We start from the raw sequence: 26,875 nt of genomic DNA, 5'->3' as shown, positions 1-26,875 counted from the left end.
CTGCTGACGTTCCCCGCGCCTCGACGACTCACACGCCGACGAGATCGAAGAACGTTTCGATGACGGCATCGTTGAGGAGACGGCCCTTGCGTGTGGGGATGACGCGGGTGTGATGTTCGGCATCGAACGCAATGGTGACGAGATTGTCCTCGACCATCGGTTGCAGTTGCGTCACATCGATGAGTTTCAGTCCCATTTCGTTGCCGGCCGCGGCGGGCTGCTTCCCCACCGCAGTGATGGCCCGATTGATGCGGTCCAGGTCAAGGCCTTCACGGATGCGCAGGCCGAGCATGATGAGCTCTTCGAGGTTTTCGGCCGGCGTGATTTCCTCGCTGCCGCCCCAGGGTATGCGGCTTTCATTGATGGCGGTGCCCCACAGGCGCGGATGGGCGATGTCCCATGCGCGCAGGGCGTGGGTGGAGGTGGCATCGGTACTGATCTCGGCGGGGACCTCCTCCGAACGGTCGAGCCCTTGCTCATCTTCGCCGGAGGATGCGAAGGCATTGCCGGTAGGCGGTATATCCGCGAGTGGGGATGTGAGGCCGCCGGCCACAACGTTGTAATGGCTGTGCGCCCCCGGCCCGAGGCCCGCCCAGTCGACGTTGCGCCAATAGCCGAGATTGTGTCGGCTTTCATATCCGGGCTTCGCCCAGTTGGAGACTTCATACCATTCGAGGCCGGCGGCTGTGAACAGGTCGTCGGCGATCTCGTATTTGGCGGCTTCGTCATCGTCGTTCGGCTTGGGCAGGGTGCCGGCCGCGATCTGGCGGCCCATTTTGGTGGTAGGCTCCACGGTCAGCGCGTATGCGGATATGTGGTTGACACCGAGATCGATGGCGGTCTTGACGGAGGTGCGCCAATCGTCGAGGCTCTCCCCCGGCGCTCCGTAAATCAGGTCGACGCTGGAGCGGAGCCCGGCCTTGTTCGCGGCCGCGACACCGGCCGCCACATTCGCCGGGGTATGCGTGCGGTCGAGGGTCTTGAGCACGTGCGGCACGGCGGATTGCATACCGAAGGAGATGCGCGTGAAGCCGCCTTCGGCGAGACGGTTGATGTAGTACTCGTTGACGGTGTCCGGATTGGCTTCGGTGGTAATCTCCGCGTTTGGGGCGATGCCCCAGATGCGGCGGATGGCGCCCAGCATGGTCACGAGGTCGTCCGCGGCGAGGATGGTTGGCGTGCCGCCGCCGAAGAACACGGTGTCGGCCGCCGGTTCCTCGATGCCGTGGTCGAGCTGCCATTGCCTGGTCAGCTCCATCTCACGTATGACCATGTTGGCATAGTTGCCCCGCGAGGCCCCCGCACCGAGATCCGCGGCCGTATACGTGTTGAAATCACAGTATCCGCAGCGCCGCATGCAAAACGGCACGTGGATGTAGATTTCGTAGGTCATCAGCCTTCCGTCTTCTGCGCAGCGCGGATCTTGTCCTTGGTGTCACGGTCGTTGGAGTCCTCGCCGGTGGACAGGGCGGCGATGAACGCCTCCTGCGGCACCTCCACATGGCCGAGCATCTTCATGCGCTTCTTGCCGGCCTTCTGCTTTTCGAGGAGCTTGCGCTTACGGGTGATGTCGCCGCCGTAGCACTTGGCGAGCACGTCCTTCCTGAGGGCGCGGATGTTCTCGCGCGCGATGATGCGCGAGCCGATCGCGGCCTGGATCGGAATCTCGAACTGCTGACGGGGAATGAGCTCGCGCAGCTTCTTGGTCATCATCACGCCGTACGAATACGCCTTGTCGCGGTGCACGATGGCGCTGAAGGCATCCACCTTCTCGCCCTGGATGAGGATGTCTACCTTGACGAGGTCGGCAGCCTGTTCGCCGTCCTCGTGGTAGTCGAGCGAGGCGTAGCCCTTGGTGCGGGACTTCAGCTGGTCGAAGAAGTCGAACACGATCTCAGCCAGCGGAATGCGGTAGTGCATCTCCACACGGTCGGTGGAGATGTACTCCATCGTGCCCATGATGCCGCGGTGGTCCTGGCACAGATCCATGACCGCGCCGATGAACTCCTTGGGGGTGATGATGTCCGCCGCGACCATCGGCTCCACGATCTTCTTGATCTTGCCATCCGGGAACTCGCTCGGGTTGGTCACGTGATGCTCGGAACCGTCCTCGGCGGTCACATCGTAGGTGACGTTCGGGGCGGTCTGGATGAGGTCGAGGCCGAACTCGCGCGAAAGTCGCTCGTTGACGATCTCCATGTGCAGCAGGCCAAGGAAGCCGCAACGGAAGCCGAAGCCCAGCGCCACGGACGTCTCCGGCGTGTAGATGAGGGCGGCGTCGTTGAGCTTGAGCTTGTCAAGTGCGTCGCGCAGTTCGGGGAATTGGGCGTTGTCGATCGGGAACAGGCCGGCGTACACCATTGGCTTGGGGTCACGGTAGCCGGGCAGCGGCTCGGTAGCAGGTCGGACGGCGGAGGTCAGGGTGTCGCCCACCTTCGACTGGCTCACGTCCTTCGCGCCGGTGATGATGTAGCCGACCTCGCCGGCGCCGAGCGCCTTGGTGCGGGTCATGTCCGGGCTGATCACGCCGATCTCGATGGGGTCGTGCGTCATGCCGATACCCATCATGTGCACCTTCTCACGGTCGTGCAGTTCGCCATCCTCCATACGGATGTACGTGACGATGCCACGGTACGAGTCGTACACGGAGTCGAAGATGAGCGCGCGGGCGGGAGCGTCCGGGTCGCCGTGGGGCGCGGGGACCTCCAGCACGATGCGATCGAGCAGTTCGGCCACACCCTCACCGGTCTTGCCGGAGACGCGCAGCACGTCGCTCGGCTCGCAGCCGATCAGGCCGGCGATCTCCTCGGCGTGCTTGTCCGGCTCGGCGGAAGGCAGGTCGATCTTGTTGAGCACCGGGATGATGGTCAGGTCATGGTCAATGGCCATGTACAGGTTGGACAGGGTCTGCGCCTCGATGCCCTGGGTGGCGTCCACGAGCAGCACCGCACCCTCGCATGCGGCCAACGCGCGGGAGACCTCGTAGGTGAAGTCCACGTGGCCCGGGGTGTCGATCATACCGAGCGTGTATTCGGTGCCGTCAAACGTCCACGGCACACGCACGGCCTGGGACTTGATGGTGATGCCACGCTCCTGCTCGATGTCCATGCGGTCGAGGAAGCGGTCGCGCATCTCGCGTTCCGGCACAATGCCGCTCAGCTGCAGGATGCGGTCGGCCACGGTGGACTTGCCATGGTCGATGTGCGCGATGATGCAGAAGTTGCGGATCAGGGACTGATCGGTGGAACCCGGCTGATTGTGTTGGACGACCAACGACATTCCTCCTCTTGGAACCTCTTAAGAATGACTCAAACTCGTCCTATTCTATCCGAGGGGCTGTATGCGGCGTGGCTTCGCGCGGGTTTTTCCGGGGTTCGTGCTATCCTCATACTTTTGTATGTCCTTGTAATACACATCGTTTGGAGTAAACGTGGCAAACATTAAGTCGCAGAAGAAGCGCGTGCTCACCAATGAGAAGGCGCACCTTCGCAACGTGGCTGTGAAGTCCGGCCTGAAGACCGCCATCCGCGCCACCCGCGAAGCCATCGCCGCCGGTGACAAGGCCGCCGCCGAGGCCGCCTACAAGGTCGCCGCCCAGAAGCTGGACAAGGCTGCTGGCGCCGGTGTGATCCACAAGAACCAGGCTGCCAACCGCAAGTCCGGCCTGGCCGTTGCGATCAACGCTCTGTGAGCTGAACACCGCTAAGGTTTAAAAAATCCCGCGAGTCTCCGTGATTCGCGGGATTTTTTATTGCTGTTCCCGACCGTCCTCGTTATCATCGTCTTCCTCTTCGTCACTTTCATCCTCGTCGACATGGGGATGGATGACTGGACGCTTCAGGTATCGCCGTTCCGGCAGATACACATGGGTACGCCGCATCGCGCCGGGCATGGTCACATTGAAGGCCACCGACAGCACCCGAATCAGCACCACGACGATGACGATCAGCACATCCAGCATCATTTCGGAACGCAGGTCGAACATGCCATGCTGGGCGCCACGCCAGACCAGCACGGTCAGGATACATCCGACAAACGAGGGAACGGCGTACAGGTGACGGTCGCGAATGATCATCGGCACATCACCAAGGAAGAGATCACGAACCAGACCACCTGCGATGGCCGTGAACATGCCCAGGAATATAGCGGTCATACCGGAAGTGCCGAACGCCAGGGCCTTCTCCGTGCCGCTGACGGCAAACGCGCCAAGGCCTAAGGCATCGATGAGCGTCATCGTCCATTTGAGTTTTTTGATTTCGGGATGCGCGAACACCGCGATCACGCCGGAGAGCAACGTGGTAAGCACATAGCCTTTGTCCGTGATACCTACGGGCGGCAGATCGCCGAGCATCACGTCACGGAAGAGACCGCCGCCGAGGGCCGTCACCCAGCCGCACAGCATGATGGAGAAGATGTCGTCATAGCCCTTCTTGATCGCCGAAAGACCTCCGGACATTCCCCAACATAGGATGGCGAGATACTCGATGCCCACGAACACCGCATTGCTCTCCAACGCCACCTGTTGCATGAGCCAATCCCCTCCTGTACCGCTTCGGTCCGCCTGCGCTTACCCCGCTTAGCACGATCCGGCGATGATTACCGTACTCGAGCCTACCTCAAGCCTTGCCTGACGGGCTTGCTGTTCAACGCGAATCGCGGGATAGAGAAGCGTTTCCATCATGGGCGTGGGTGGTTTCGGATTCGATGGCTGCAACGCGAGATTCGACATCACGCAGACGGTTGCGTAGCGCGGACTCTATATCGATGCTATCAATGCGGGCTCTGCGTACGATGTCAAGGATTTCATCAGCGTAGGCATCGGCCTTCGAGATTTCGGATACGCCATCGGAGTCTGTGGAAGAGGTGCCGAAGGTGCTCCGTTCCGCAATCGTCTGCCGATTATCGTCCATTTGGGCGCCAAGCCGATCCGATTCATCAAACGCCTTGAACAGTGCGGCGGCATCCGGCGATTTGGAGATGCGGGAGACGACCTTGGCGGCACGAGGCAATGCGCCCTGCGCTCGAGAGATGCCTTCCAATACGGATTTGCGATGCTTTTCCCGCTGCTTCATCTTTTCCCATAGCGCCAGCACGGCTTCTGGAGATTCGGGACTTTTTTCTCTATCGGTTCTGCCGGCATTGGCAGTATCAGCGGAATCATCAGCTGCGAACACATGCGGATGCCGCGTGATGAGCTTGTTCACCAGCCGGTCGGCGACCTCGTCGATATCGAATGGATCTTCGGCATCCGATTCGCAGACGCGCGCTTGGAACACGGACTGCAGCAACACATCGCCAAGTTCTTCGCGCATGTTGTCGCGATCATGGGTTTCCACGGCGTCGATGTATTCGTAGGTTTCCTCAAGCAGGTTCTTGAGCAGCGACTCGTTCGTCTGCTTGCCGTCCCACGGGCATCCGCCCGGCGAATACAGCACATCCACCACGGCCTTGACCCGGTCCAGAGCTGTTGCCGCTTCCTTCACCGGTTTCAGTTTCGAGCAGTGCTCGAACCCTTCCGGCAAATGATATTGCGTATCGCGGCGCCTCGCATCAATCCCAGCTTCGCTCATGATCGGTTTCCTAGTTCGTATTCAACGATGATTCTCCAACGCTGACCCACTATACCTGCATTGGCTCAAGGCCGACGGCCAGCACAAAGGCTTTGCCTCTGACTCTGTTAAGCCAAGATCGACATTGCTGTCATGCTTGGTTCCACTTGTCAGGGAATCTGTCGGCGTGGCCGACTGAAGGGCGGTTCCGTGGGATTATGCCACTTGGCTTAACAGAGCCAAGGCTCTAGATGCCTCCTTTCTTCATGCGCAGAGTCACCATCCTCAGGTCCGCACACGAAGCATCTTTTGATGCGTCTATCGCCTGATCAGGTGTGCCCCCCGGAGCCGTAAATCACCCGAATACAGGCTGCGGGGGCACGCCCTTATTCCGGACTGAATTGTATTGTTCAGCGAAAATGGCGGAATCATGCGGTTTTTCATGCAAGGCCATGTGCCCCCACAGCTGAAAAACGCCCATAACTCAGCTACCGGGGCAATGAGCCGTGCCCCGATAAGCCGAATCAATGTCCAAATCACCCGCGGGGGCACAATACTTCGCCACACAAACCCAAAAACAACGCAATATGCGCTGCGGGGACAAGCACGATACGGAACCCCGCACCCCACAATTGGACGAGCTGGACAAATCGAAAGCGATTTCATCCGGCCTTCACTGTCGAAGGTATATATCCGTCCCATCAAAGGAATCAAATACACGAAAAAGCCCCGCCCGGCTTAGAACCGGTACGAGGCTTTCGTCGTGTAGTCCCGCAACCAAAAATCAGTTTTGTTGCGGAATATTGCGGAATGGACTTTTATTCGAATCCTTCAGCAAATGAAGTAATTCATCAAGTCCTGCTGCCTCATGGACTACAGACCTTTATTAAACGAATGTTCGGACCTTCCAAGTCGACGGTTTGCTCGAAACGACCGAAAAGTGATGGCGGGAAATATGCCACGGCAATCGCTTCCATTGATAAGCGTAGCGGACCGCAGAATCATCACGCATCAATCCCAGAGCAGATGAAGGCCATGCTCAAAGCATTATCCCAGTGCGCGAATGGCAGCGCATTCTGGATCGACATGAGGCAGAGAGATGCTTTGCGTGACGTTGGGTGATTTGAAGCTATACGAGATCGATATCGGTATATGAGCGGGTACGTATACGGTGAACTGGAAGCTGGAGGAGTTGAACCAGGATAACCCGTGCGGGCCTGCCTAGCTTCATGGCGATTATCCGTACGGCAAATTCAAACCATCGATGCATTCGCAAGTACGGCGGCTCTTTCCGGCGGGATACGACATGATCTTGTATAGGCCAGTTCACGTTGGCACCTCTAAAATCACATAGAGGCAAATACCGCAATTAGGCACGGTCCTACACCGGCATCTGGAGGCAACGCAGGATACTTCCCAACCCTCATGGCCTGTTGTTTCGCACGCAGGAAAGATTACCTATCAACGACAACGATGACCGCAAGATGCCCTGAACCTGACGAGAAAGGCGGAGATACCTGACCTAGAACACCGTTAAGTGCACGAGTGCAGGAACAGCGAGGTATCGGCTCCGGCTCAGCATGTACGTGAATCCTGACATCGTTCAACGTATTGTCGGCCATTCCCTGATAGAGATGGGCGAACATTATCACTATGTTCCGATAGAAGAATTGATGTCGAGAATGGAGACCACGACAACAGACTCGACCTGAATCGGATCAAGTGGAAGACAAGAACCCAGTTGGGGTAGGAACCCCTTCCGCGGACTAGACGGATAGGCTATCTCCATATTGAGTGGTTCCGCTCCCCTAAAACAAGGGAACGGAACCGTCTGGTTTGGATCACATTTCGTTGATGGTTATACGCGGTTCGATACCGCTTATCGACCACTGGTATGATCTGCCGTCGATTTCAGCGTTGCCGCTGATTTTATCACCTGACGCCTGCGCTTCGGTGATGGAATCAGCAACCTCTGCTGGAAGACCTTTTTCGACCACGCAATCGAACTCGTCACCGATGACGGCGTTCAACGACCATTTCCCTTGTTCTTTATAAAAGAAATGAATATCGCATTCACGGGCGATGGTTGCCAACGTCGGTAAATCAGAGTCTTTTTCTTCCGTTTTCAACTCTGAACTACACGCCGAAAAGACGGCGGTCATCAACATAGCGGTTACTAGGCTGCATATAATCCGACCGGCGATCCGACTTTTGTTTCTCGTTATTCGCATGAAGCTTACCTTGTCTCGCGGGCCGCTCACGATTTTCTCCCTGCTCTCTAAAAATGCCCCACTCAATAAACCGGGACGGATAGGCGTGGACACTGCACAACGGGACGGATTCTCTTATAGCCCGTAAGAGAGCCCGCCATTTAGATATCTCAGAAGTTCACCACCGGCTCATTGTCGGGCAAATCAACTGAGTACTTCTCTCCGTTGATGGTTATGTAGGCTTTTTCTGCCTGTACACCCACTATGCTTGCATGATCGTCGCGCTGGAATCCTCCATATGCGGTCACGATTCCGGTCTTGCCGGGTTCGACGCTGGCATTGTTCGTCCATGCGCCACTGCTGACGGTGTTTCCTTGGGCGTCGAGGAACCGGAAATCCATCGATATTTCATCGGCGGTCTTGTTCGTGTCGTTGCGAACCACGTACTCAATCAGAATGGTGCTACCGCTGTTGACCACGTTCCGTTCCATGATGGTCAGTCCGGTCGTGCCATCATTGGCCGTTGGCTGCAATTCCTCCAATTGTTGGCTGAGGTTGGCGTTTTCCTGCGTCAGCGAGTCGATGCTTGCCTGAGAATCCTGTACTTGCTTCTCAAGCTTCTGGGAATAGGTGACTTCGTTGGCGTAATCCGTTTTCGCCTTGCTTATCACTGGTGTCGCATACAGGAACATGCCACCCAGACCACCGACTAATCCGACAATGAGCGCTGCAGCTGCGATCACTAGTACTACCCACAGTGGCAGTGATACGTTTTGAGTCATCGGGTTTGTCTTTGGAGTCGGTTTTGCCGGCATTCGCGGAGGGATGTTCTGTGGTTGCTGGCTGCTCATCGGCATTTCCTTAGCTCTCTCTTCTAGGGGGTACCCCGTTATTCTATCGGCTACGTAGCGCGTTCGATTGCGCGATTCGTAGTGTTGGTGGCATAACCATAGCCATGCATTCGAACAGCTGCACGATTGAAGCGATGACGTCAGACAATTATGACGACTGCAATAGTACGTTCGCACCAGCCAACGAGGATAGGAAAGGATCCGCCACTCCCGCCAAGAACCGGCGAACCTCCAACGCATTGCTCCACCACGAAAAAGGTACAGCATGAACTAGTGCATATATCGCGCTCCATAGGAGGTATCCCGCAAGCCATATCATCCAGGGTGAAACCGTTGGGATGCCTGAGGAGCCTCACAAGTTTTCTATCTAGTCGATGATCTAGGGAAACACTCCCTTGATGCGGAGAGACACATAGGCCCGGGACTTTATGATGGCCCACCTGCGTCCGCAATAGGCATTTCTCATTGATGAATCTGCGGATAAGGTCAGCTATCACTTTTGTTACGCCGCTAGTTCGCAGCAAATCAGGATTTCTAACCATGTCCGCATGGCTACTTCAATTGAGTTTATTTCACAGCAGCTGTGTTAAATGGCAAGTCGCTTTGGAAGCATTAACAACACACTTGCTCAATTCCCGATACTCATCGCCGAAAGACCTCCGGACATTCCCCAGCATAGGATGGCGAGGTACTCGATGTCCACGAACACCGCATTGCTCTCCAACGCCACCTGTTGCATGAGCCAATTTCCTTCCCCGTTTCCGACGTATCCCTCACATGAGCATACACAAATGATGCCCCATGGCTTGAAGCCATGGGGCATCATCAACTAAACAAATAATTAGATAGTCTGTCTAATTAACATACCTTCCACATCCAATTGTGCGGATCCTCGATCTCGCCGAGCTGGATGCCAAGCAGTTCGTTGCGCAGGGCGACGGTCAGCTCACCGGAACCGCCGTCGGCGACGGTCACGTCGAACTTCTCGGACTTGAAGCGGCCGATCGGGGTGATGATGGCGGCGGTGCCACAGGCGAACACCTCGGTGACCTCGCCGGACTTGATGTCCTCGAGCAGCTGCTCAAGTGCGATCATGGTCTCGACCACATCGTGGCCCTTGTCCTGCAGAAGCTGGATGAGGGAGCGACGGGTCACGCCCGGCAGGATGTTGCCGGTCAGGGACGGGGTCTCGACGTGGCCATCCTTGTGGACGACCATCATGTTCATGCCACCGAGCTCCTCAAGGTAGGTCTTGGTAGCGGCGTCCACGAAGCACACCTGCTGGCAGCCGTTGGCAATGCCGGTGTACTCGCCGAGCAGGGAGGCGGCGTAGTTGCCGCCGCACTTGGCGAAACCAGTGCCACCAGGGCCAGTGCGGAACCACTTGTCCTCAACCCAGATACTCACCGGCTTAACGCCGCCCGGGAAGTACGGGCCGGACGGGGAGGCGATCACGCAGTAGTCGACCTCCTGCGGGGCACGCACGCCGAGGAACGGCTCGGAGGCGAACATGAACGGACGCATGTACAGCGTGTACTCGCGGCGAGACGGAACCCACGCGGCGTCACGCTTGACCAGCGCGGCTACGGAACCCAGGAAGTCGTCGATCGGCAGCTCAGGCAGGTACAGACGCTTGGCGGAGTTCTGGAAACGCTCGGCGTTCGCATCCGGGCGGAACAGCCAGGTGGAGCCGTCGGAGTGACGGTAGGCCTTGAGGCCCTCGAAGCATTCCTGCGCGTAATGCAGCACGGATGCACCCGGGTCCATCTTGAGCGGCGCGTACGGCTCGATGCGGCGGTCGCCCCAGCCCTCGCCCTTGGTCCAAGTCATGTGGGCCATGTTGTCGGAGAACACCTGGCCGAAGGCTGGCTTGTCGATGAGGGACTGACGCTTCTCATCGGATGCGGGGTTGTCGTTCGGCAGTACGGTGAACGGTTCGGTGAGCTTGTCAAGCGCTGCCGGATCGTGGTGCGTGTTTTCAGTCATTGCTTGCTACTTCTTCTTGACTTGGCGGATGGGAACCGCCGATGGGGTTGTACTTCGCGCTTGTGGCGCAAGTTCTGATGGATACTTTGGCACACCGCGACGCACGGGGCACGGGAGCGTTCACATGGTGAAAGCCGATACGGACGGTGACGGGCAGCGACGGACGATACGGCGACGACCGTGACGCTCGACGACGCACGGTCGGCTCCCGCCATGCGTCAGAACGAACGAAGCCCGCGCCGTTAGTACGGTCACGGGCTTCTCAGGCTCTCACGCGGTGCGTGGGAATCCCATCAGGCGATGTTCCTGAATCGGGAACCAGCTCACTTGGCGGCAGCGGCGTCGGCAGCCGGAGCGGCAGCGGCGTCAGCGGCCGGAGCGGCGGCCTCGGTGGACTCAGCGGCATCCTCCGGCACCTCGACGGTGACGACGGACTCCTCCGGATCCTCGACGTCGAGCTCGACGCCCTCAGGCAGGACGACGTCCTTGGCGAAGACCTTGGTGCCGTCGGTCAGGCCGTCGACGTTCACGACGATCTTCTCCGGCAGGTTGGCGACGTCGGCGCGGACCTTGAGCTCCTGGATGTCCACGAAGGCCACGGCGGCACCCTTCGGGGTACCCTCGACGAACACCGGCACCTCGACGTCGATCTTCTCGCCGGCCTTGACCTCGAGGAAGTCGATGTGCTCGATGATGCGCTTCACCGGGTTCTTCTGCACGTCCTTGACGACGGCCATCTTGGTCTCGCCGCCGAAGGCGATGGAGAACAGGGCGTTGGTGTGGCGCAGGGCCAGGGTGGTCTCGCGCATCGGCAGGGTCACGAAGGCCGGCTGCTCGCCACCGGCGTAGATGGTCGCCGGGATCTTCTTGGCAACGCGCAGACGACGGGCCACGCCCTTGCCGAACTCGGAACGGGCCTCGCCCTCAAGCTTGATAGTGGTAGCCATGATTGGCACTCCTTGTTAATCGGTGTTACTTGTCGTTCTGTCTGTTTGACGCCACGACGCGCCGCAGAACGCACCCAAGGAGGTGAAGTCTCACGCCGAGTCGATTACGGAAGAAGCGGACCTTCGCGGTGCGCAGGACTGTTTCTTCCCTCGCCAAAGCAACAATCGCTAAGTATATACATCATGGTCGGACAAACAGCGCGGCTACAATGGGAGGTACATGTGCAACGGGAATCGAGGCCGCAATGAAGCGCATCACCAGGAATCTCATCATCGCAGCGGGAGCCACGGCCGCGGCATTCGGCGCCGGGACCTTCGCATTGGCGGACTTCATGTTCCATCTGTCGCTTGATAAGCGTTGCTCGGGATGGATGGAGAAACTGATGGCGGGCGGGGCTACGGCCGATTACCTGCAGACGCCGCATGCCGACGCCGTCGAGGAACGTGAGGCGGCGCATTGGTTTGAGGAGGCCAAACAGCCGGTCGCGGTGGCCAGCGAGGATGGATTGAAGCTTCACGGCTGGCTGTTCGACCCGGACACGGTCTCCCCCACGCCGCACCTGTATGCCGTCTGCATGCATGGGTACACCGGCACACCCGCCGAGATGGGCAAATACGCGCATCGATTCGCGCGACTGGGCTTCACCGTGCTGGTGCCGGCCCAGCGCGCCCACGAACTGAGCGAGGGCCGATTCGTCGGCATGGGCTGGCTGGAGCGTCGCGATCTGATGTGCTGGATCCGCCTAATCGCGGAAAGCGATTCCGAAGCCCGCATCCTGCTGGACGGCATCTCAATGGGTGCCGCGACCGTGATGATGACGGTCGGCGAACCCGATCTGCCGCGCAACGTCATGGCCGCCATCGAGGACTGCGGGTATTCCTCGGTCTGGGACCAGTTCCTGTACAACGCCAAGGGTATGTATCACCTGCCCCGCCGTTGGATGGCCGTGCCGGTTGTGGCCGCCATGAGCAAGATTTCGAAACGGGTCGCCGGCTATGGATTCCGCGAGGCGTCCAGCGTGGATTCACTGCGCCGCGCCACGATTCCGATGATGTTCATCCACGGCGGGGACGATACGTTCGTGGACCCGGCGTTCCTAGACCGCAACGTCGCGGCCTGCGCCAGCATCGACCGCGAGCGACTGCTGATTCCGGGCGCCGCGCACGCCCTGAGCGCCAGCACCGATCCCGTGCGCTACTGGAAGCGCGTCACCACCTTCGTCATGCGCGTATTCGGTCTGTAGATACAAAAAGGCTCCCCTCTCTGAGGGGAGCTGTCGTCGTGAGACGACTGAAGGGAGCTACGGCAATCCGTAAACTCCCCTCAGTCAGCTTCGCTGCCAGCTCCCCTCAGAGAGGGGAGCCAAAACATCTATCGACGCTCCATTACGCAAGCAATGTAATTGCTGGCATGATGCGTGCGGCCTCGGTGCCGCAGCAGGCGAAGGCGTACGCAGGGTACGTCGAGTCTGCTGCGGTGCGGAGGACGCTCCATCAGGCCAGCAATTCCTTGACGGCGTTGATGACGGCTTGCAAGCTCTTCTTCGCGTCGCCGAACAGCATCTGCGTGTTGTCCTCGAAGTAGAGCTCGTTCTGGATGCCGGCGTAACCCATGCCGCGGCCGCGCTTCATGACGACCACGTTCTGGGCCTTGTCCACGTCGAGGATCGGCATGCCGGAGACCGGGGTGCCGGGGCGGCGGGCGGCCGGGTTGGTCACATCGTTCGCACCGACGACCAGGGCCACGTTGGCCTGCGGGAACTGCGGGTTGATCTCATCGAGGTCCACAAGCTCCTCGTAGGGCACGTTGGCCTCGGCCAGCAGCACGTTCATGTGGCCGGGCATACGGCCGGCGACCGGGTGGATGGCGTAGGAGACCTCGACACCGTGGGCCTTGAGCAGCTCGCCCAGATCGGCGAGCTCGCGCTGGGCCTGGGCCTGGGCCAGGCCGAAGCCGGGCACGAAGATGACCTTCTCGGCGTAGACGAGCTGGACGGCCAGATCGTCCGGGGTGGTCTCCTTCATGGTGCCCTCCGGGCCGTCACCGGCCGCGGCGGCACCGGAGCCGCCACCGAAGCCGCCGGCGAGGACGGAGATCAGCGGGCGGTTCATGGCCTGGGCCATGAGGATGGACAGGGTCACGCCGGCCGAGCCGACGAGCGCGCCGGCCACGATCAGGGCCACGTTGTCGATGGCCAGACCGGACATGGCCACGGCCGTACCGGTGCAGGCGTTGAGCACGGAGATCACGACGGGCATGTCGGCACCGCCGATCGGAATCACGAAGACCAGACCGTAGCACAGGGCGAACACGGTGGTCAGGACGGACCACAGCAGTCGCTGCTCGGGCTGGACGCACAGCATGAACAGCGAGGCGATGGACAGGACGGCGAACAGGATGTTCCACACGCCCTTGCCCGGCAGGGCCAGCTTCTTGACCCACTTGATGCCCTGCAGCTTGCCGGCGGCGATGAGCGAGCCGGTGAAGGTCACGGAACCGATCAGGATGCCCAGGCCCGCGGTGATGAGCACCACGATGTCCGGAGTGCCGTCCTTGGTGAGGATGTCGTTCAGGGCCACGAGCGCGGCCGCGCCACCACCCACGGTGTTGAACACGGAGACCAGCTGCGGCATGTCCGTCATCTTGACCTTCTTGGCGGAGACCACGCCGGCCACCGCGCCGATCAGGATGCCGACGACCAGCACGGCCACGGCCACGACGTTCACGAATCCCTTGGCGAAGAGCACGATGAACGCCATGAGCACGGCCACGATCATGCCGAACGCGGAGATCTGGTTGCCCTTGCGCGCGGTCTTCGGGGAATTCATGAAGTGCAGGCCGACCACGAACATGACGGCCGAGAACAGGTAGACGAACCACGCGACGATGTCGATGGTTCCCACGGTTGCGGAGGCCATTACTTCGACTCCCCCTTCTTCTCGTTCTTGTTGGACTTGAACATCTCCAGCATGCGGTCGGTGACCACGTAGCCGCCGACCACGTTCATGGTGCCGAGCACGGCGGCCAGGAAGATGAACACGTAGGCCAGCGGGCTGTTGGCCTCGGCGGCCACGATCACCACGCCGACGATCACGATGCCGTGGATGGAGTTGGCGCCGGACATGAGCGGGGTGTGCAGGGTGGCGGGCACCTTGCCGATGACCTCGATGCCGATGAGCAGCGCGAGGACGAAGAGGGTGATGGATACGACGAGAGTAGGCATGATGTTCCTTCCTCCTTACTCGGACTTCTCGGCCGTCGTCTCGGCGGGCTTTTCGGCGCGACCGGCGACCACGAGGGCGTCGTCGAGCTCCTCGGACAGGTCCTGGCCGAGCTTGCCGTCTCGGATGAAGTGCACGAGGATGTCGGCCACGTTGCGCGAGAGCAGGTTGGACGCGGTGGTGGCCACGCCGGAGGCCAGGTAGGGGGCGCCAATGATCTTGACGCCGCCGTCGGTCACCTGCTCGCCGATGGCGGAACCCTCCACGTTGCCGCCGAGGTCGGAGGCGGCGCAGTCCACGATCACCGCGCCACGCTTGAGGCCCTTGACGCCGGCGGCGGTGAGCAGCACCGGAGGCTTGCGTCCGGGCACCTTGGCGGTGGTGATGATGATGTCGAAGCCGGCGGCCTTCTCATCGACGGCGGCCTGCTGGGCGGCCTGTTCCTCGGCGGTGAGGGCACGGGCGTAGCCGCCCTCGCCCTGGCCGGCGGAGAAGTCGAGTCCCAGATCGAGGAACTTGGCGCCGAGGGATTCCACCTCGCCCTTGGAGGCGGGGCGCACGTCGTATGCGGTGACGACCGCGCCGAGGCGACGCAGCGTGCCGATGGCCTGCAGGCCGGCGATGCCGGCGCCGAGCACGAGCGCCTTGGCCGGGCGGATGGTTCCGGCCGCGGTGGTCATCATCGGCAGGAACGAACCGTAGGCGTCGGCGGCGGCAATGGCGGCCTTGTAGCCCATCACGGAGTTCTGCGAGGTCATCTCGTCCATGGACTGGGCGCTGGAGAGCTTGCGGGGCAGCTTCTCGATGGCCACGCCCACCAGGCCGGCCTTCTCGAGCGCGGCCACGTACTCGGCGTCCGTGAAGGAGCCGAGCATGCCGATCACCCACTGGCCGGGCTTGAGCTTGCCCACGGTCTCGGCGGACGGACGGTCGACGAAGCCGAGCGCGTCCGCGCCGGCCAACACCTCGTCGCGGCCGGGCACCTTCGCTCCGGCCTTCGCGTAATCCTCGTCGGGGTATTCGGCGGCAATGCCGGCACCCGACTCAATCAAACAGGAGACTCCGCTCCTCTTCAGCCGGGTGACGATATCCGGCGTCAGCGCGACGCGGGATTCCGTTTCCGACGTCTCGTTCAGGACGCCGAACACCACGGTGGCTTCTTGGTTATTCGCCATGAGAGCCCTTTCTTAATCTTTCATTTCGGACATGGTTATCCAGTCGGATATAACGTGGATGTAACTATCCGGGGTCAAGTGTAGTCAAAAGGTGAAGAAAAGGCCCGCAACCCCGCCGTTTCTGGACAGTCACGCCATCGGCGCCGGTCCTGGAGGCGACCATGGGCAGGCTCGACAGTCCACCGACCGCCCGTTATCCGACCGTCGCCGGGCCGCCGCCGGACCATCGCCGGGCCATCGCCCTCGCGAATGCCCAAACGCTACGGTTGCGTAGGGTTTTCCTACGGTTGCGTAAGGTGACGAGTTCGGCATCCGCGATTACACTTTTGCCTTTGAGAAGCATTTCGTCCGATGGATCGCGCGTGATCGCGCGGAACGTCCGCGGCCGGACGACATCGAAAGGTTTACAGGAGCAAGAGTTGTCGGTTATCAATTCCTTCACGCAACACACCATCGACCTCACCCGTAAGGCGCTGAGGCTCGCGCCCGACTTCATCCACCCGGTCCACGACGACACTCCGGATGAGCCGGATTACCTGTCCAACGCCGACGTTCCGGCCGAATCCGATATCGCCCTGCCCAACAGCAACGATTGGGACGACGGCCATCTGACCGTCACCGACATCGACCCGGCCACGGGCCTGCTCACCACCTCCACCGAGGGCAACCCGCCGCTGGACGAGGGCATGTCCATCTACGACCTGTACGCGGATCGCGCCGAGCGTATGGGCGACGAGCCGCTGTACACCTACAAGTCCGGCGACGAATGGGTCACCGTGACGGCCAACGAGTTCCTGGCCGACGTGCGCGCCGTGGCCAAGGGCCTGCTGCACTACGGCCTCAAGAAGGGCGACGGCGTGGCCTTCATGTGCCGCACCTCCTACGAATGGGATCTGACGGACGCGGCCATCATGGCCTGCGGCGGCGTGCTCGCCACCATCTACGACACGGACTCCGCCGAGCAGATCCGCAACATCGTGAACAATTCGGACGCCCGTCTGCTCATCGTGCAGGACACCGCCATGCGAGACAAAGCGGACGGCGCCGTTGAGGAATGCCCGTCCCTGGAGCACATCGTGTGCATCGAGACCGGCGGCCTGGACGAGATCAAGGCCTACGGCGCCGGCGTGTCCGACGCCGAGCTGGACGAGCGCATCGACTCCATCAAGAAGACCGACCTGTGCTCCATCGTGTACACGTCCGGCTCCACCTCCGCGCCGAAGGGCGTTGAGATGACCCATGAGCACTACTGCCAGACCGCATTGAACCTGCCGGACTACATGCCGGACCTGCTGCACAACAAGAAGAACTCGGTGCTGCTGTTCCTGCCGCAGGCGCATTCCTTCGCCCGCGCCATCAACTACATCGTGGTGGCCTCCGACATCCGCATCTACATCGCCACCGGCATCAAGACGCTCATCGCCGACCTGCAGGTGGCCAAGCCGTCCATCATGATCGTGGTGCCCCGTGTGCTGGAGAAGGTGTACAACGCCGCCTCCCAGAAGGCCGGTCATGGCCCCAAGGGCGTGGTGTTCGCCTCCGCCGTGGTGGCCGCGCAGAACTACATGAAGGAGATTTCCGCCAACGGCAAGGCCGGTGCGCTGGCCCGCGCCAGGCGCGCCGCGTTCGACCCGGTGGTCTACGCCTCGCTGCGTGAGGTGCTGGGCGGCCGCGCCAAATGGATCGTGGCGGGCGGCGCCCCGCTCGACCCCGAGCTGCTGGCCTTCTTCCGCGGCGCCGGCGTGCCGGTCTACGAGGGCTACGGCCTGACCGAGACCACCGCGCCGTGCGCCTTCAACCCGCTGGGCACCCCGTTCCACGCCGGTTCCGTGGGCATCGCCTTCCCCGGCTTTTCCCTGCGCATCGCCGAGGACGGCGAAATCCAGGTCAAGGGCCGTGCCGTGTTCCCGCGCTACCACAAGAACGACGAGGCCACCGAGCTGTCCTTCACCGAGGATGGTTGGTACGCCACCGGCGATCTGGGCCGCATCGACAACGATGGCTTCCTGTACATTACCGGCCGCAAGAAGGACCTCATCATCACCGCAGGCGGCAAGAACGTCTCCCCCGGCCCGATCGAGGAGGTCATCCAGCGTTGCGAGATCGTCTCGCAGGCGCTGGTGCTGGGCGACAAGCGCCCGTTCATCTCCGCGCTGATCACGTTGGACGAGGAGGCGCTGCGCCCGTGGCTGGCGGCCAAGGGACTGGACGAGAACATGTCCATGGAGGACGCCACGCAGAACGCCGCGGTGCGCGCCGAAGTGCAGAAGTGGGTCGATCAGGCCAATGAAGGTGTCTCCCGCGCCGAATCGGTGCGTAAGTTCATCCTGCTGCCTGAGGAGTTCAGCCAGGAGAACGGCCTCATGACCGCCTCCATGAAGGTGATCCGCCCGAAGGTCATCAAGCGCTACACCACCCTCCTCAACACCCAGATGTACGTGGCCCGCAAGAAGTAGACTTCATAGCCCTGTAACGCAGAATGGCTCCCTCACATCGAGGGAGCCATTCCTATTATGCGGGTCCAAACCAGCAGTTGGAAAGGTTAGAAGCCCAACTTCTCCAGCTGCTTGGGATCGGACTGCCAGCCCTTGGCGACCTTGACGTGGAGGTCGAGGCGGGCCTTCTGGCCGACGATGCGGTTGACGGGCGTGCGCAGCTTCTTCTTGACGTAGGTGAGGTTCGAGGCGCCCTTGCCGATGATGATCGGCTTCTGCGAGTCACGCTCCACATAGATGGACACATTGACCTGCGCCTTGCCGTCGTAGGCGGCACCGGTCTCGTTGTCCTCCGGATAGTCGATGGAATCGACCACCACGGCCAGGGAGTGCGGCAGCTCGTCGTCCAGCGTCTCGAGGAACGCGCCGCGAATGAGTTCGGCGATGGTGTCCTCCGGACGCTCCTCGCTGATCTGGTCGTCCGGATACATCTGCGGGCCTTCCGGCGTGTGCTCGACGAGCACGTTGCGCACCTCGGCGAGGTTGTCGTGCTTCAGGGCGCTGACCGGCACGATGTCCGAGAAGTCGGCGAATTCGTTGATCTCGATGAGCTTGTTGATGAGCTGCTGGCGGCCGAGCTCGTCGATCTTGGTCACGATGGCAATCAGCGGCACCTTCCATGCGAACGTGCCGTCCTCGCGCTTGGTGGCGAAGTCGGAGCGCAGACGGGACAGGATACGGCGGTCGCCGGGGCCGATCTCCTGGTCGGCGGGCAGCAGGAAGGCCACCACGTCTACATCGGACAGGGACTCCTCCACCACATCGTTGAGGCGCTGGCCGAGCAGCGTGCGCGGGCGGTGGATGCCGGGCGTGTCCACCAGCACCAGCTGCGCATGTTCGGTGGTCAGGATGCCACGAATGGCCTTTCGCGTGGTCTCCGGTCGGGAGGACGCGATGGCGATCTGCTTGCCGATGAGCGCGTTGATCAGCGTGGACTTGCCCACGTTCGGTCGTCCCACCACGGCCACGAATCCGGAACGGTACGGCACGTCCGTCTTGGTTTCGGGCGTGGCCTCGGTCTGGTTCGTCGTCACTTCCTGTTCGCTCATCTCACTCCTTGTCGGCATTCTGATCATCATCGTCGGCGTGTTCGCCGGATTCGTCCTGGGTCTTGCCATCTTCCTCGTCGCCCTCGACGTGCGCGGGCTCGACCACGATGGTGGAGACCTTCTTACGGCGTCCGGCGGAGTCGACCGCCGTAAGCTTCAGCCCGCGGGTCACGGCCGAAGCGCCCACGATCGGCACGCGGCCGAGGATCTTGGTCAACAGGCCGTAGACCGTATCCACGTCGTCCTCGTCGATGTCGATCTCGAAAATCTCCTCCAAATCGGCGATCGGCGTGCGGGCCGGCATCTTCCACTTGTTCTCGCCGATCTTCTCCGGTTCGCTGCGCTGGGTGCGGTCGTGCTCATCCTCCAGCTCACCCACGATCTGCTCGATGGTGTCCTCGATGGTCACCATGCCGGCGATGCCGCCGTACTCGTCCACCACCACGGCCACATGCTGACGCGAACGCTGCATTTCATGGAACAGGTCGTCCACCGGCTTGGATTCGGGCACCAGCAGCGGCTGGCGCACGATGGTCTCTACCTTGCGGTCGAGGGCCGCCTGGTTGAAGGCGGTGGCGCGCACGGCGTCCTTGAGATAGGCCACGCCGATGAGGTCGTCCACGTCCTCGCCAATCACCGGCACGCGGGAGAAGCCGGAGCGGGAGAACAGCTTCAGCGCGGAGACGAGCGTGGTGTCACGCTCCATGCAGATCATGTCGGTGCGCGGCACCATGATCTCGCGGGTCAGCGTGTCGGACAGGGTGAGCACATTGCGCAGCATCTCCGAGACCTCTGGGTCGAAGTCGTTGGACTCCACCAGTCGGTCGATGGCGGCTTTGCCCTGTTCAAGCTGGATCTTCTCCAGTTCCTCGTCGTCGGACAGGTCGGAGTTCTTGCCACGACGGCCCGCGCCCTTGGCACCGTTCTTGTCCGAGCCGATGCGGGCGAACGGCGTCACCTTGCAGGCCAGGGAGACGATGCGCGAGTGGGCGATCATGATGTCCACCGGCTTGGCCATGCCCGCGGTGCGCGGACGAACCAGTACGGAGACCACGGCCACGATGATGGCGAACAGGAAGCCCGCCAGCAGTTCCACCCACAGTTCGGCGCCCCACAGCGCCGCGATGGAGGCCACCAGCACGCCGTCGAGCACGTTGCAGGCGATACGGAAGAACGCGCAGCTACCGGCCGTGGCGTACCGATCGGAGATGAGCCGCTGGACGCGGTGGATCTTGTCGATCTTCTTCATCTTGAGGAACTGGCTTGCCTCCGAGTCGGTCTGCACCTCGAGGATGAGGTTGTTCAGGCTGGCACGGGTCACTCGTGCCACGGCGCCTTCGGAGGCGGCCATGGTCAGCGAGAACCAGACGAAGAGGGCGGCCACCAGCACAAGCACGACGGTGATGGCGATCAGGGTGGTACTGAGATACTCCATAGGGGTTTGCTGTCCTTGCGGGTTGTGAAATCGTGGGGGTACGGGTGTGGACCGGTTGGCGGTTATTTGGCGTCCAGGTCGCGGCCGGCACCGTGTGCGGCGTCGTAGATGGCCAGCGCGTCGGGCGTGCCGGCGGGCAGGGTGGCCTGTACGCCGGAATCGTGGCGCAGGGCGAAGAACGTGAGCAGGAGCTGGCGCTGCAGGCCGAACATCTGGCGTTCCTGCTCGGGGGTCACGTGGTCGTAGCCGAGCAGGTGGAGGATGCCGTGGATGGTCAGCAGCAGCATCTCCTGCATGGTGCTGTGTCCCGCGGCGGCGGCCTGCTGGGCGGCCACCCACGGGCAGATCACGATGTCGCCGAGCACGCCTTCCATGACAGTCTTGCCGTCGCCGGGGCGCAACTCGTCCATCGGGAAGCTCATCACGTCGGTCGGTCCTTCCAGATTCATCCAACGCATGTGCAGCTCGGCGATGGGGTCGGGGTCCACGAACATGATGGTCAGGTCGGACTGGGTGCTCACGCGCATCTGGTCAAGTACCCAGATGCCCAAATCGGAGAAGACCTTGGGGTCGATGACCCACTGGGTCTCGTTGGTCACGTCAACGCTCATGCTTCCTCGTTTCGTTGTGTCGGGGTTGCCTCGGGTGCGGCCTGGCGCTCAGGAGCCGTGGCCGTCGAGGCATCCCGGCCGTCGCCTTCCCCGCGACGGCGCCGTCCACGCCGTTCGATGGCGCGTTGGTCGCCGGCGATGGCGGCGTGCCTGTCGTATGCTGCCACGATGCGGCCCACCAACTGGTGGCGCACCACGTCCTCGGTATCGAGATGGACAAAGGAGATGCCCTCGATGTCACCCAAAATCTGTTCGATGGTGGACAGACCGGACCGCGGCACGGCCAGATCGACCTGCGAGATATCGCCGGTGATCACCATCTTGGTGTTGAAGCCGAGTCGCGTCAGGAACATCTTCATCTGCTGCTCGGTAGTGTTCTGCGCCTCGTCCAGGATCACGAACGCATCGTTGAGGGTACGGCCGCGCATGTAGGCAAGCGGCGCCACCTCGATGGTGTTGTCGTCCATGAGACGCCTCAGCTGGTCGGCGCCGAGCATGTCGCCCAAGGCGTCGTACAGCGGGCGCAGATACGGATCCACCTTGTCGTTGAGGGTGCCTGGCAGGAAGCCCAGATTCTCACCCGCCTCCACGGCCGGACGGGTCAGGATGATGCGCCGGATCTGCTTGTCCTGGAAGGCTCGCACGGCCTTGGCCACGGCGAGGTAGGTCTTGCCGGTGCCGGCCGGGCCGATGCCGAAGGTGATGGTGTGCGACTCGATGGCGTTGACATACGCCACCTGTCCCGCGGTCTTCGCGCGGACCGGCGCACCGGCGGCGAAGGTGATCACGCCGGGCACGGTCGGCTTGCGGTAGGCGGTCTCCCGCCCGGTCTGGCCATGGGACTGCCCGTGGACGCGGCCGCGCGGGTCTCCCGCGGTGGACTGCACAAGCTTGTCATGGGTGGGGCCATGCCCCGGACGTTCCAGTCGCACGCTGTTTCTGAGCACGTTCTGGTCAAGCATGCGACGCACGGTGTCGGCGTCCATGGGTGCGGTGTAGGCGGCCTGGATGATGGTGTTGACCAGATCCTCGGCCTGGGAGGCTTGGGTCTCGGTCTGCTTGGAACGGGAGACGATGGCCACCCGGTTGCCTCGCACGATGATGGTGAGTTCCGGGAAGGCGCGCTCCACCTCTCGGATGACTTCGTCCACGGGGCCGAGCACGGCCACCGGATCGAGCTGCGGCGGGATGGTGATGGTACGTGTAGTCGTGGCCACGAAAGCTTCTCGTCCCCTTGTCTACTCGTCCAGCTTCTCGCCGGTCAGTACGTGGGCGTGCACATGGAACACCGTCTGGCCTGCGTCAAGGCCGGTGTTGAAGACCAGTCGGTAGGCACCGTGGAAGGCCTCGTCCGCGATGTGCTGGGCGACGGAGACGATATGCGCCAGCTCGGCCGGATCCTTGGCTGCGAGTTCCGCCGCGTTGGCGTAATGCTTCTTGGGCACCACCAGCACGTGGACCTTGGCCTTGGGGTTGATGTCCTTGAAGGCGTAGGTGGTGTCGTCCTCATAGACCTTGGTGCTGGGAATCTGGCCTGCGATGATCTTGCAGAACAGGCAATCGTCGGATGCGCTCATCATGCTCCTTATTTGGCGGTATTGCACTACACCCCAGCTTAGCGCGGGGGCGTTACCCATCGCGTCAGGCTTAGACCGATTCGCGATCAGTCGTAGCGGCCCAACGTGCGGGACAGCAGCGACAGCGCCACCGGACCAGCCGTGGCGGCCCTGAGGATGTTATTGCCGAGCACGCAGCTGACGGCACCGGCCGCCGTGAAATCGGCCACCTCCTGCTCGCTGATGCCGCCTTCCGGCCCCACCACCACATACACGGTGCGCGGGCGGCCGTCCTGGAGTGTGCGTTCGACAAGCTGGTTCACCTTGGCCTCCACGCCGGCCCAGGTGTCGGTGGCGTCCTGATGCAGCACCACCACCATGTCCCCGTGCACGCAGGCGCGACGGCAGATGGCCACGATCTGCTTGCTGGAGACGCACTCCCCCAGCACCGGCCTGAACGCGCGGCGCGACTGCTCGGTGGCCGCGTCCAATACGGCACCCCATTTCTTATCCGTGCGGCCGGCCTTCCATTTGGCGATGGAACGATCCGCCTGCCAGGGGACCACCTCGTCCACGCCGATCTGCGTGGCCATATCGATGGCCTGTTCGTCGTGGCCGGTCTTGGCCAACGCCTGGATCAGGCCCAGCCTGGTCTGCGGCTCAGGTTCGCGGCCCACTTCGGACACTTCGGCCAGGCCCGCCTCCGGATCGGCCATCACCGCATGGATCCTCAGGCCATGCCCGTCGGAGAGCTGCAGGCTATCCCCCGCCTTCAGGCGCATGGCCTGCACGGCATGGCGCTTGATATGCGCGGGAAGCGTGAGCTTCCATCCGGCGTGGAGCTCGTCGCTGTTCACCGGGACGTCGTCAACCTGCGGATTGAAAAGGAAAAGGGCATCTGTCATGCCTTCAAGGCTACACGCGACACGCCGAGGACGCACCCCGTGTTGCATCTTCCGGAATCACTGCTAAAGTATCTACTCGTTGTCCAAACGACACCTGCCCGGGTGGCGGAATGGTAGACGCGCTAGCTTGAGGTGCTAGTGCCTATTTTATACAGGCGTACGGGTTCAAGTCCCGTCTCGGGCACAGACGAAACCCCTTGCATTGCAAGGGGTTTTTGCGTATCCGCGGTAATTTTCCCGGCAGGGCGCTTCCGCCGCCCCACCCAGCCCTACCAGCCCTATCCAACCGAAAGGCCATCATGCAGCTCATCACTCTTGATTCCGTCGACGACCCGCGCGTCGAAGCGTACGTGAACCTCACGGAAATGCAGTTGCGCAATCGCCTGGAGCCGGCCAAGGGCATGTTCATCGCCGAATCCCCCAAGGTCATCGACCGGGCGCTGGCGGCCGGGCGCGAGCCGCTGTCCCTGCTGGTCGAGGAGCCGTGGCTGGAGGGCATGGCCGAAACCTTCGCCTTCATCGACCAGCACTGGGGCGCCGACGTTCCCGTATATGTGGCATCGCCCGAGCAGCTCAAACGACTGACCGGCTACCGGCTTCACCGCGGCGCGCTGTGCGCCATGCGCCGTTGGCAGCTGCCCTCCGTGTCCGAGGTGTGCCAGGGCGCCCGCCGGGTGGCGGTGATGGAGAACATCGTGGATCACACCAACGTGGGCGCGCTCATGCGTTCCGCCGCGGCGCTGGACGTGGACGCGGTGCTGGTGACCCCTTCCTGCGGCGATCCCCTGTACCGGCGCGCCGCCCGCGTGTCGATGGGCACGGTATTCCAGGTGCCGTGGACCCGCATCACCGGATATAACGAGGACGGCACTGAAGACAAGCATTACTGGCCATTCAAGGGCATCGACGAGCTCAAATCGCTCGGCTTCACCACGGTGGCCATGGCCCTTGAGGACGACTCCATCTCCTTGGACGAGCTCACCCGCCGACTTCACCTGCCGGACGGCGACCCCGCGCGCATCGACAAGCTTGCGTTGATCTTCGGCACGGAAGGCGACGGCCTGTCCCGGCACACCATCGCACGCGCCGATCTGACCGTGAAGATTCCGATGAGCCATGGCGTGGACTCGCTGAACGTGGCTGCCTCCAGTGCGGTCGCCTTCTACGCCACTCGCTGAGTGGGCGTGTCCTCCGCTTTTCTCTCCCACGCGACACGCGGAACACGCGGGCGACGATGATTTCATCATCCGATTCCGCGTGTCTCATATTTGGCACACATGCCATCCCCCGACATGCCGAAGGGGTGCCCCGACGACGGGGGAATCGGCCCCGCCGCAACGATGCCGGGCGTTCTCTCTATCGCCGCATCCGTCCCCGCACGACCGGAATCAGCCCCGGACGAGCGTGGCGCGGACTGAAATATTCATGCCAAGTTCACGCCACGCGGGAGCGAAAGCCTTGCATGTTCGTTTTTTTCTGCAATTATTAACTATGTAAACCAAATGCAAGGAAGCGTTTGGCAGAGCAGTGCGGTGTCGAAAGACGCTCAGGTAACAGAGAGGACAGTTACGATGGCCAAGAATCCCAAGATTCTGTCGATTGTGCTTGCAGGCGGCGAGGGGACCCGCCTGATGCCGTTAACCCGCGATCGCGCGAAGCCCGCCGTGCCGTTCGGCGGCGTCTATCGCCTAATTGATTTCCCGCTGAGCAACCTGGTGAACTCCGGTTACCGCCAGGTGGTCGTGCTCACCCAGTACAAGTCCCATTCGCTGGACCGTCACATCTCCCAGGTGTGGCGTTTCTCGCCGCTGCTGGGCTCGTACGTCTCCCCCGTTCCGGCGCAGCAGCGCCTCGGCAAGCATTGGTACCTGGGTTCCGCCGACGCCATCTACCAGACCATCAACATCATCGAGGATGTCCAGCCGGACATCGTGGTGATCGTGGGCGCCGATCACGTCTACCGTATGGACTTCGAGCAGATGGTGCAGCAGCACATCGAGTCCGGCGCCGAATTCACGGTGGCCGGCATCCGCCAGCCCATCGAGGAGTCGAACCAGTTCGGTGTAATCGAGGTCGATCCCGAGCACCCGAACATGATCAAGAACTTCCAGGAGAAGCCGGCCACCACCACCGGCCTACCGGACAACCCGAACCAGATTCTGGCCTCCATGGGCAACTACGTGGCCAACACGAAGGCTCTGTTCGAGGCGCTGGCCCTGGATGAGAAGGCCGCCGACACCAAGCACGACATGGGCGGCGACATCGCCCCGTACTTCGCCTCCCGCAACGAGGCCGGCGTGTACGACTTCAACTCCAACGAGATTCCGGGCTCCACCGCCACCGATCACGCCTACTGGCGCGACGTGGGTACCATCAAGCAGTTCTACGATGCGCACATGGATCTCATCGCCTATGTGCCGGAGTTCAACCTGTACAACCAGGATTGGCCGATCTACACGATGTCCGGCAACCTGCCGCCGGCCAAGTTCGTGCACGCCGGCCGTGACCGTCTGGGCCACGCCACGGATTCCATCGTCTCCCCCGGCGTGATCGTCTCTGGCGGTGAGGTGCACCACTCTGTGCTCTCCCCAAACGTCCGCATCCACTCCTGGGCGCAGATCGTCGATTCCGTGCTGTTCGACGGCGTGGTCATCAACCGTCGTGCCCGCGTGTACAAGGCGATTCTCGACAAGAACGTGGTCCTCACCGAGAACTCCACGGTCGGCATCGACACCGAGCACGATCTGGCCCGCGGCTTCACCGTCACGCCTGACGGCATCACCGTGGTTCCGAAGAACACCATCGTCGATGACTGAGTGATCTGATTTGGTAATGAAAAAGCCTGGCAACCACAATGGTTGTCAGGCTTTTTCGTATGCTCTGT

At 61.8% G+C, this 26,875-nt stretch carries 22 protein-coding genes, 1 tRNA gene and 1 pseudogene; 6 read left to right on the top strand and 18 right to left on the bottom strand.

Going from position 1 to position 26,875, the window contains the following annotated elements:
• Positions 1-28: 28 nt before the first annotated feature.
• Both hemW and lepA read right to left on the bottom strand, forming a co-directional pair.
• Complete coding sequence (gene hemW, locus DF196_RS03400; protein WP_109056486.1) at positions 29-1,393, bottom strand: radical SAM family heme chaperone HemW; 1,365 nt, start codon at positions 1,391-1,393, stop codon at positions 29-31.
• Positions 1,393-3,273, bottom strand: coding sequence for a translation elongation factor 4 (lepA, locus tag DF196_RS03395; RefSeq protein WP_109056546.1), 1,881 nt, complete (start codon positions 3,271-3,273; stop codon positions 1,393-1,395). The genes hemW and lepA overlap by 1 nt, the downstream gene beginning before the upstream one ends.
• Positions 3,274-3,430: 157 nt before the next feature.
• On the opposite strand from lepA, the gene rpsT reads away from it, so the two are divergent.
• Complete coding sequence (rpsT, locus tag DF196_RS03390; RefSeq protein WP_007052167.1) at positions 3,431-3,691, top strand: 30S ribosomal protein S20; 261 nt, start codon at positions 3,431-3,433, stop codon at positions 3,689-3,691.
• A gap of 57 nt (positions 3,692-3,748) precedes the next feature.
• Here the strand turns inward: rpsT and DF196_RS03385 are convergent, their stop codons facing one another.
• The 7 genes and pseudogenes from DF196_RS03385 to DF196_RS03360 form a co-directional block, all read right to left on the bottom strand.
• The gene (locus DF196_RS03385) at positions 3,749-4,528 is read right to left on the bottom strand and encodes a trimeric intracellular cation channel family protein (protein WP_109056485.1); all 780 of its coding nucleotides are present in this window, start codon (positions 4,526-4,528) and stop codon (positions 3,749-3,751) included.
• Positions 4,529-4,643: 115 nt separating this feature from the next.
• Positions 4,644-5,570, bottom strand: coding sequence for a nucleoside triphosphate pyrophosphohydrolase (locus DF196_RS03380; protein ID WP_109056484.1), 927 nt, complete (start codon positions 5,568-5,570; stop codon positions 4,644-4,646).
• 1,820 nt (positions 5,571-7,390) lie between these two features.
• Positions 7,391-7,717 (bottom strand): hypothetical protein, encoded by a 327-nt coding sequence (locus tag DF196_RS03375; protein ID WP_146194690.1) that lies wholly within the window; start codon positions 7,715-7,717, stop codon positions 7,391-7,393.
• Positions 7,718-7,929: 212 nt separating this feature from the next.
• Entirely contained in the window at positions 7,930-8,610 is a 681-nt protein-coding gene (locus DF196_RS03370) for an FxLYD domain-containing protein (protein ID WP_109056482.1), read from the bottom strand.
• A gap of 634 nt (positions 8,611-9,244) precedes the next feature.
• Positions 9,245-9,349, bottom strand: a pseudogene (locus DF196_RS14100) (trimeric intracellular cation channel family protein); the annotation flags it as partial.
• A gap of 119 nt (positions 9,350-9,468) precedes the next feature.
• Positions 9,469-10,596, bottom strand: a complete 1,128-nt coding sequence (locus DF196_RS03365; RefSeq protein ID WP_109056481.1) for a branched-chain amino acid aminotransferase — start codon at positions 10,594-10,596, stop codon at positions 9,469-9,471.
• A gap of 323 nt (positions 10,597-10,919) precedes the next feature.
• Positions 10,920-11,543 (bottom strand): 50S ribosomal protein L25/general stress protein Ctc, encoded by a 624-nt coding sequence (locus DF196_RS03360; protein WP_109056480.1) that lies wholly within the window; start codon positions 11,541-11,543, stop codon positions 10,920-10,922.
• 245 nt (positions 11,544-11,788) lie between these two features.
• Here DF196_RS03360 and DF196_RS03355 point away from each other — a divergent pair, with 245 nt between their 5' ends.
• Positions 11,789-12,787 (top strand): alpha/beta hydrolase, encoded by a 999-nt coding sequence (locus DF196_RS03355; RefSeq protein WP_109056479.1) that lies wholly within the window; start codon positions 11,789-11,791, stop codon positions 12,785-12,787.
• A gap of 250 nt (positions 12,788-13,037) precedes the next feature.
• Here DF196_RS03355 and DF196_RS03350 read toward each other — a convergent pair whose 3' ends face one another.
• The 3 genes from DF196_RS03350 to DF196_RS03340 are packed head-to-tail and all read right to left on the bottom strand — an operon-like array spanning position 13,038 to position 15,940.
• Complete coding sequence (locus tag DF196_RS03350) at positions 13,038-14,462, bottom strand: NAD(P)(+) transhydrogenase (Re/Si-specific) subunit beta (RefSeq protein WP_109056478.1); 1,425 nt, start codon at positions 14,460-14,462, stop codon at positions 13,038-13,040.
• Positions 14,462-14,767 carry an NAD(P) transhydrogenase subunit alpha part 2 gene (locus DF196_RS03345; RefSeq protein WP_033890970.1) on the bottom strand — a complete coding sequence of 102 codons (306 nt, stop codon included), beginning with the start codon at positions 14,765-14,767 and terminating at the stop codon, positions 14,462-14,464. Before DF196_RS03345 ends, DF196_RS03350 begins: the two co-directional genes overlap by 1 nt.
• A gap of 15 nt (positions 14,768-14,782) precedes the next feature.
• Positions 14,783-15,940 carry an NAD(P) transhydrogenase subunit alpha gene (locus DF196_RS03340; RefSeq protein ID WP_109056477.1) on the bottom strand — a complete coding sequence of 386 codons (1,158 nt, stop codon included), beginning with the start codon at positions 15,938-15,940 and terminating at the stop codon, positions 14,783-14,785.
• A 419-nt stretch (positions 15,941-16,359) separates the two neighbouring features.
• Here DF196_RS03340 and DF196_RS03335 point away from each other — a divergent pair, with 419 nt between their 5' ends.
• The gene (locus tag DF196_RS03335; protein WP_170114965.1) at positions 16,360-18,396 is read left to right on the top strand and encodes an AMP-dependent synthetase/ligase; all 2,037 of its coding nucleotides are present in this window, start codon (positions 16,360-16,362) and stop codon (positions 18,394-18,396) included.
• Positions 18,397-18,482: 86 nt separating this feature from the next.
• Here DF196_RS03335 and era read toward each other — a convergent pair whose 3' ends face one another.
• The 6 genes from era to DF196_RS03305 form a co-directional block, all read right to left on the bottom strand.
• Positions 18,483-19,484, bottom strand: coding sequence for a GTPase Era (era, locus tag DF196_RS03330; protein WP_109056475.1), 1,002 nt, complete (start codon positions 19,482-19,484; stop codon positions 18,483-18,485).
• A 1-nt stretch (position 19,485) separates the two neighbouring features.
• Complete coding sequence (locus DF196_RS03325) at positions 19,486-20,919, bottom strand: hemolysin family protein (RefSeq protein WP_109056474.1); 1,434 nt, start codon at positions 20,917-20,919, stop codon at positions 19,486-19,488.
• Positions 20,920-20,981: 62 nt separating this feature from the next.
• Positions 20,982-21,530 (bottom strand): rRNA maturation RNase YbeY, encoded by a 549-nt coding sequence (ybeY, locus tag DF196_RS03320; protein ID WP_109056473.1) that lies wholly within the window; start codon positions 21,528-21,530, stop codon positions 20,982-20,984.
• Entirely contained in the window at positions 21,527-22,747 is a 1,221-nt protein-coding gene (locus DF196_RS03315; RefSeq protein WP_109056472.1) for a PhoH family protein, read from the bottom strand. Before DF196_RS03315 ends, ybeY begins: the two co-directional genes overlap by 4 nt.
• 21 nt (positions 22,748-22,768) lie before the next feature.
• Positions 22,769-23,107, bottom strand: coding sequence for a histidine triad nucleotide-binding protein (locus DF196_RS03310; protein ID WP_109056471.1), 339 nt, complete (start codon positions 23,105-23,107; stop codon positions 22,769-22,771).
• An 86-nt stretch (positions 23,108-23,193) separates the two neighbouring features.
• A complete protein-coding gene (locus DF196_RS03305; RefSeq protein ID WP_109056470.1) occupies positions 23,194-23,991 on the bottom strand; it encodes a 16S rRNA (uracil(1498)-N(3))-methyltransferase in 798 nt (265 codons plus the stop codon).
• Positions 23,992-24,087: 96 nt separating this feature from the next.
• Between DF196_RS03305 and DF196_RS03300 the strand changes: the two genes are divergently transcribed.
• The 3 genes from DF196_RS03300 (at position 24,088) to glgC (ending at position 26,807) form a co-directional block, all read left to right on the top strand.
• Positions 24,088-24,175: transfer RNA gene (locus DF196_RS03300), tRNA-Leu, on the top strand.
• Between the two features lie 115 nt (positions 24,176-24,290).
• A complete protein-coding gene (locus tag DF196_RS03295; RefSeq protein ID WP_109056469.1) occupies positions 24,291-25,169 on the top strand; it encodes a TrmH family RNA methyltransferase in 879 nt (292 codons plus the stop codon).
• Positions 25,170-25,562: 393 nt separating this feature from the next.
• Positions 25,563-26,807, top strand: a complete 1,245-nt coding sequence (glgC, locus tag DF196_RS03290) for a glucose-1-phosphate adenylyltransferase (protein ID WP_109056468.1) — start codon at positions 25,563-25,565, stop codon at positions 26,805-26,807.
• The last annotated feature ends 68 nt before the right edge of the window (positions 26,808-26,875 follow it).

It is taken from the genome of Bifidobacterium callitrichidarum (genome assembly GCF_003129905.1).
In the GTDB taxonomy this organism is placed as follows: domain Bacteria; phylum Actinomycetota; class Actinomycetes; order Actinomycetales; family Bifidobacteriaceae; genus Bifidobacterium; species Bifidobacterium callitrichidarum.
The sequence above is the reverse complement of the archived record's forward strand: the minus strand, read 5'-3'. Positions and strand labels throughout refer to the sequence as shown.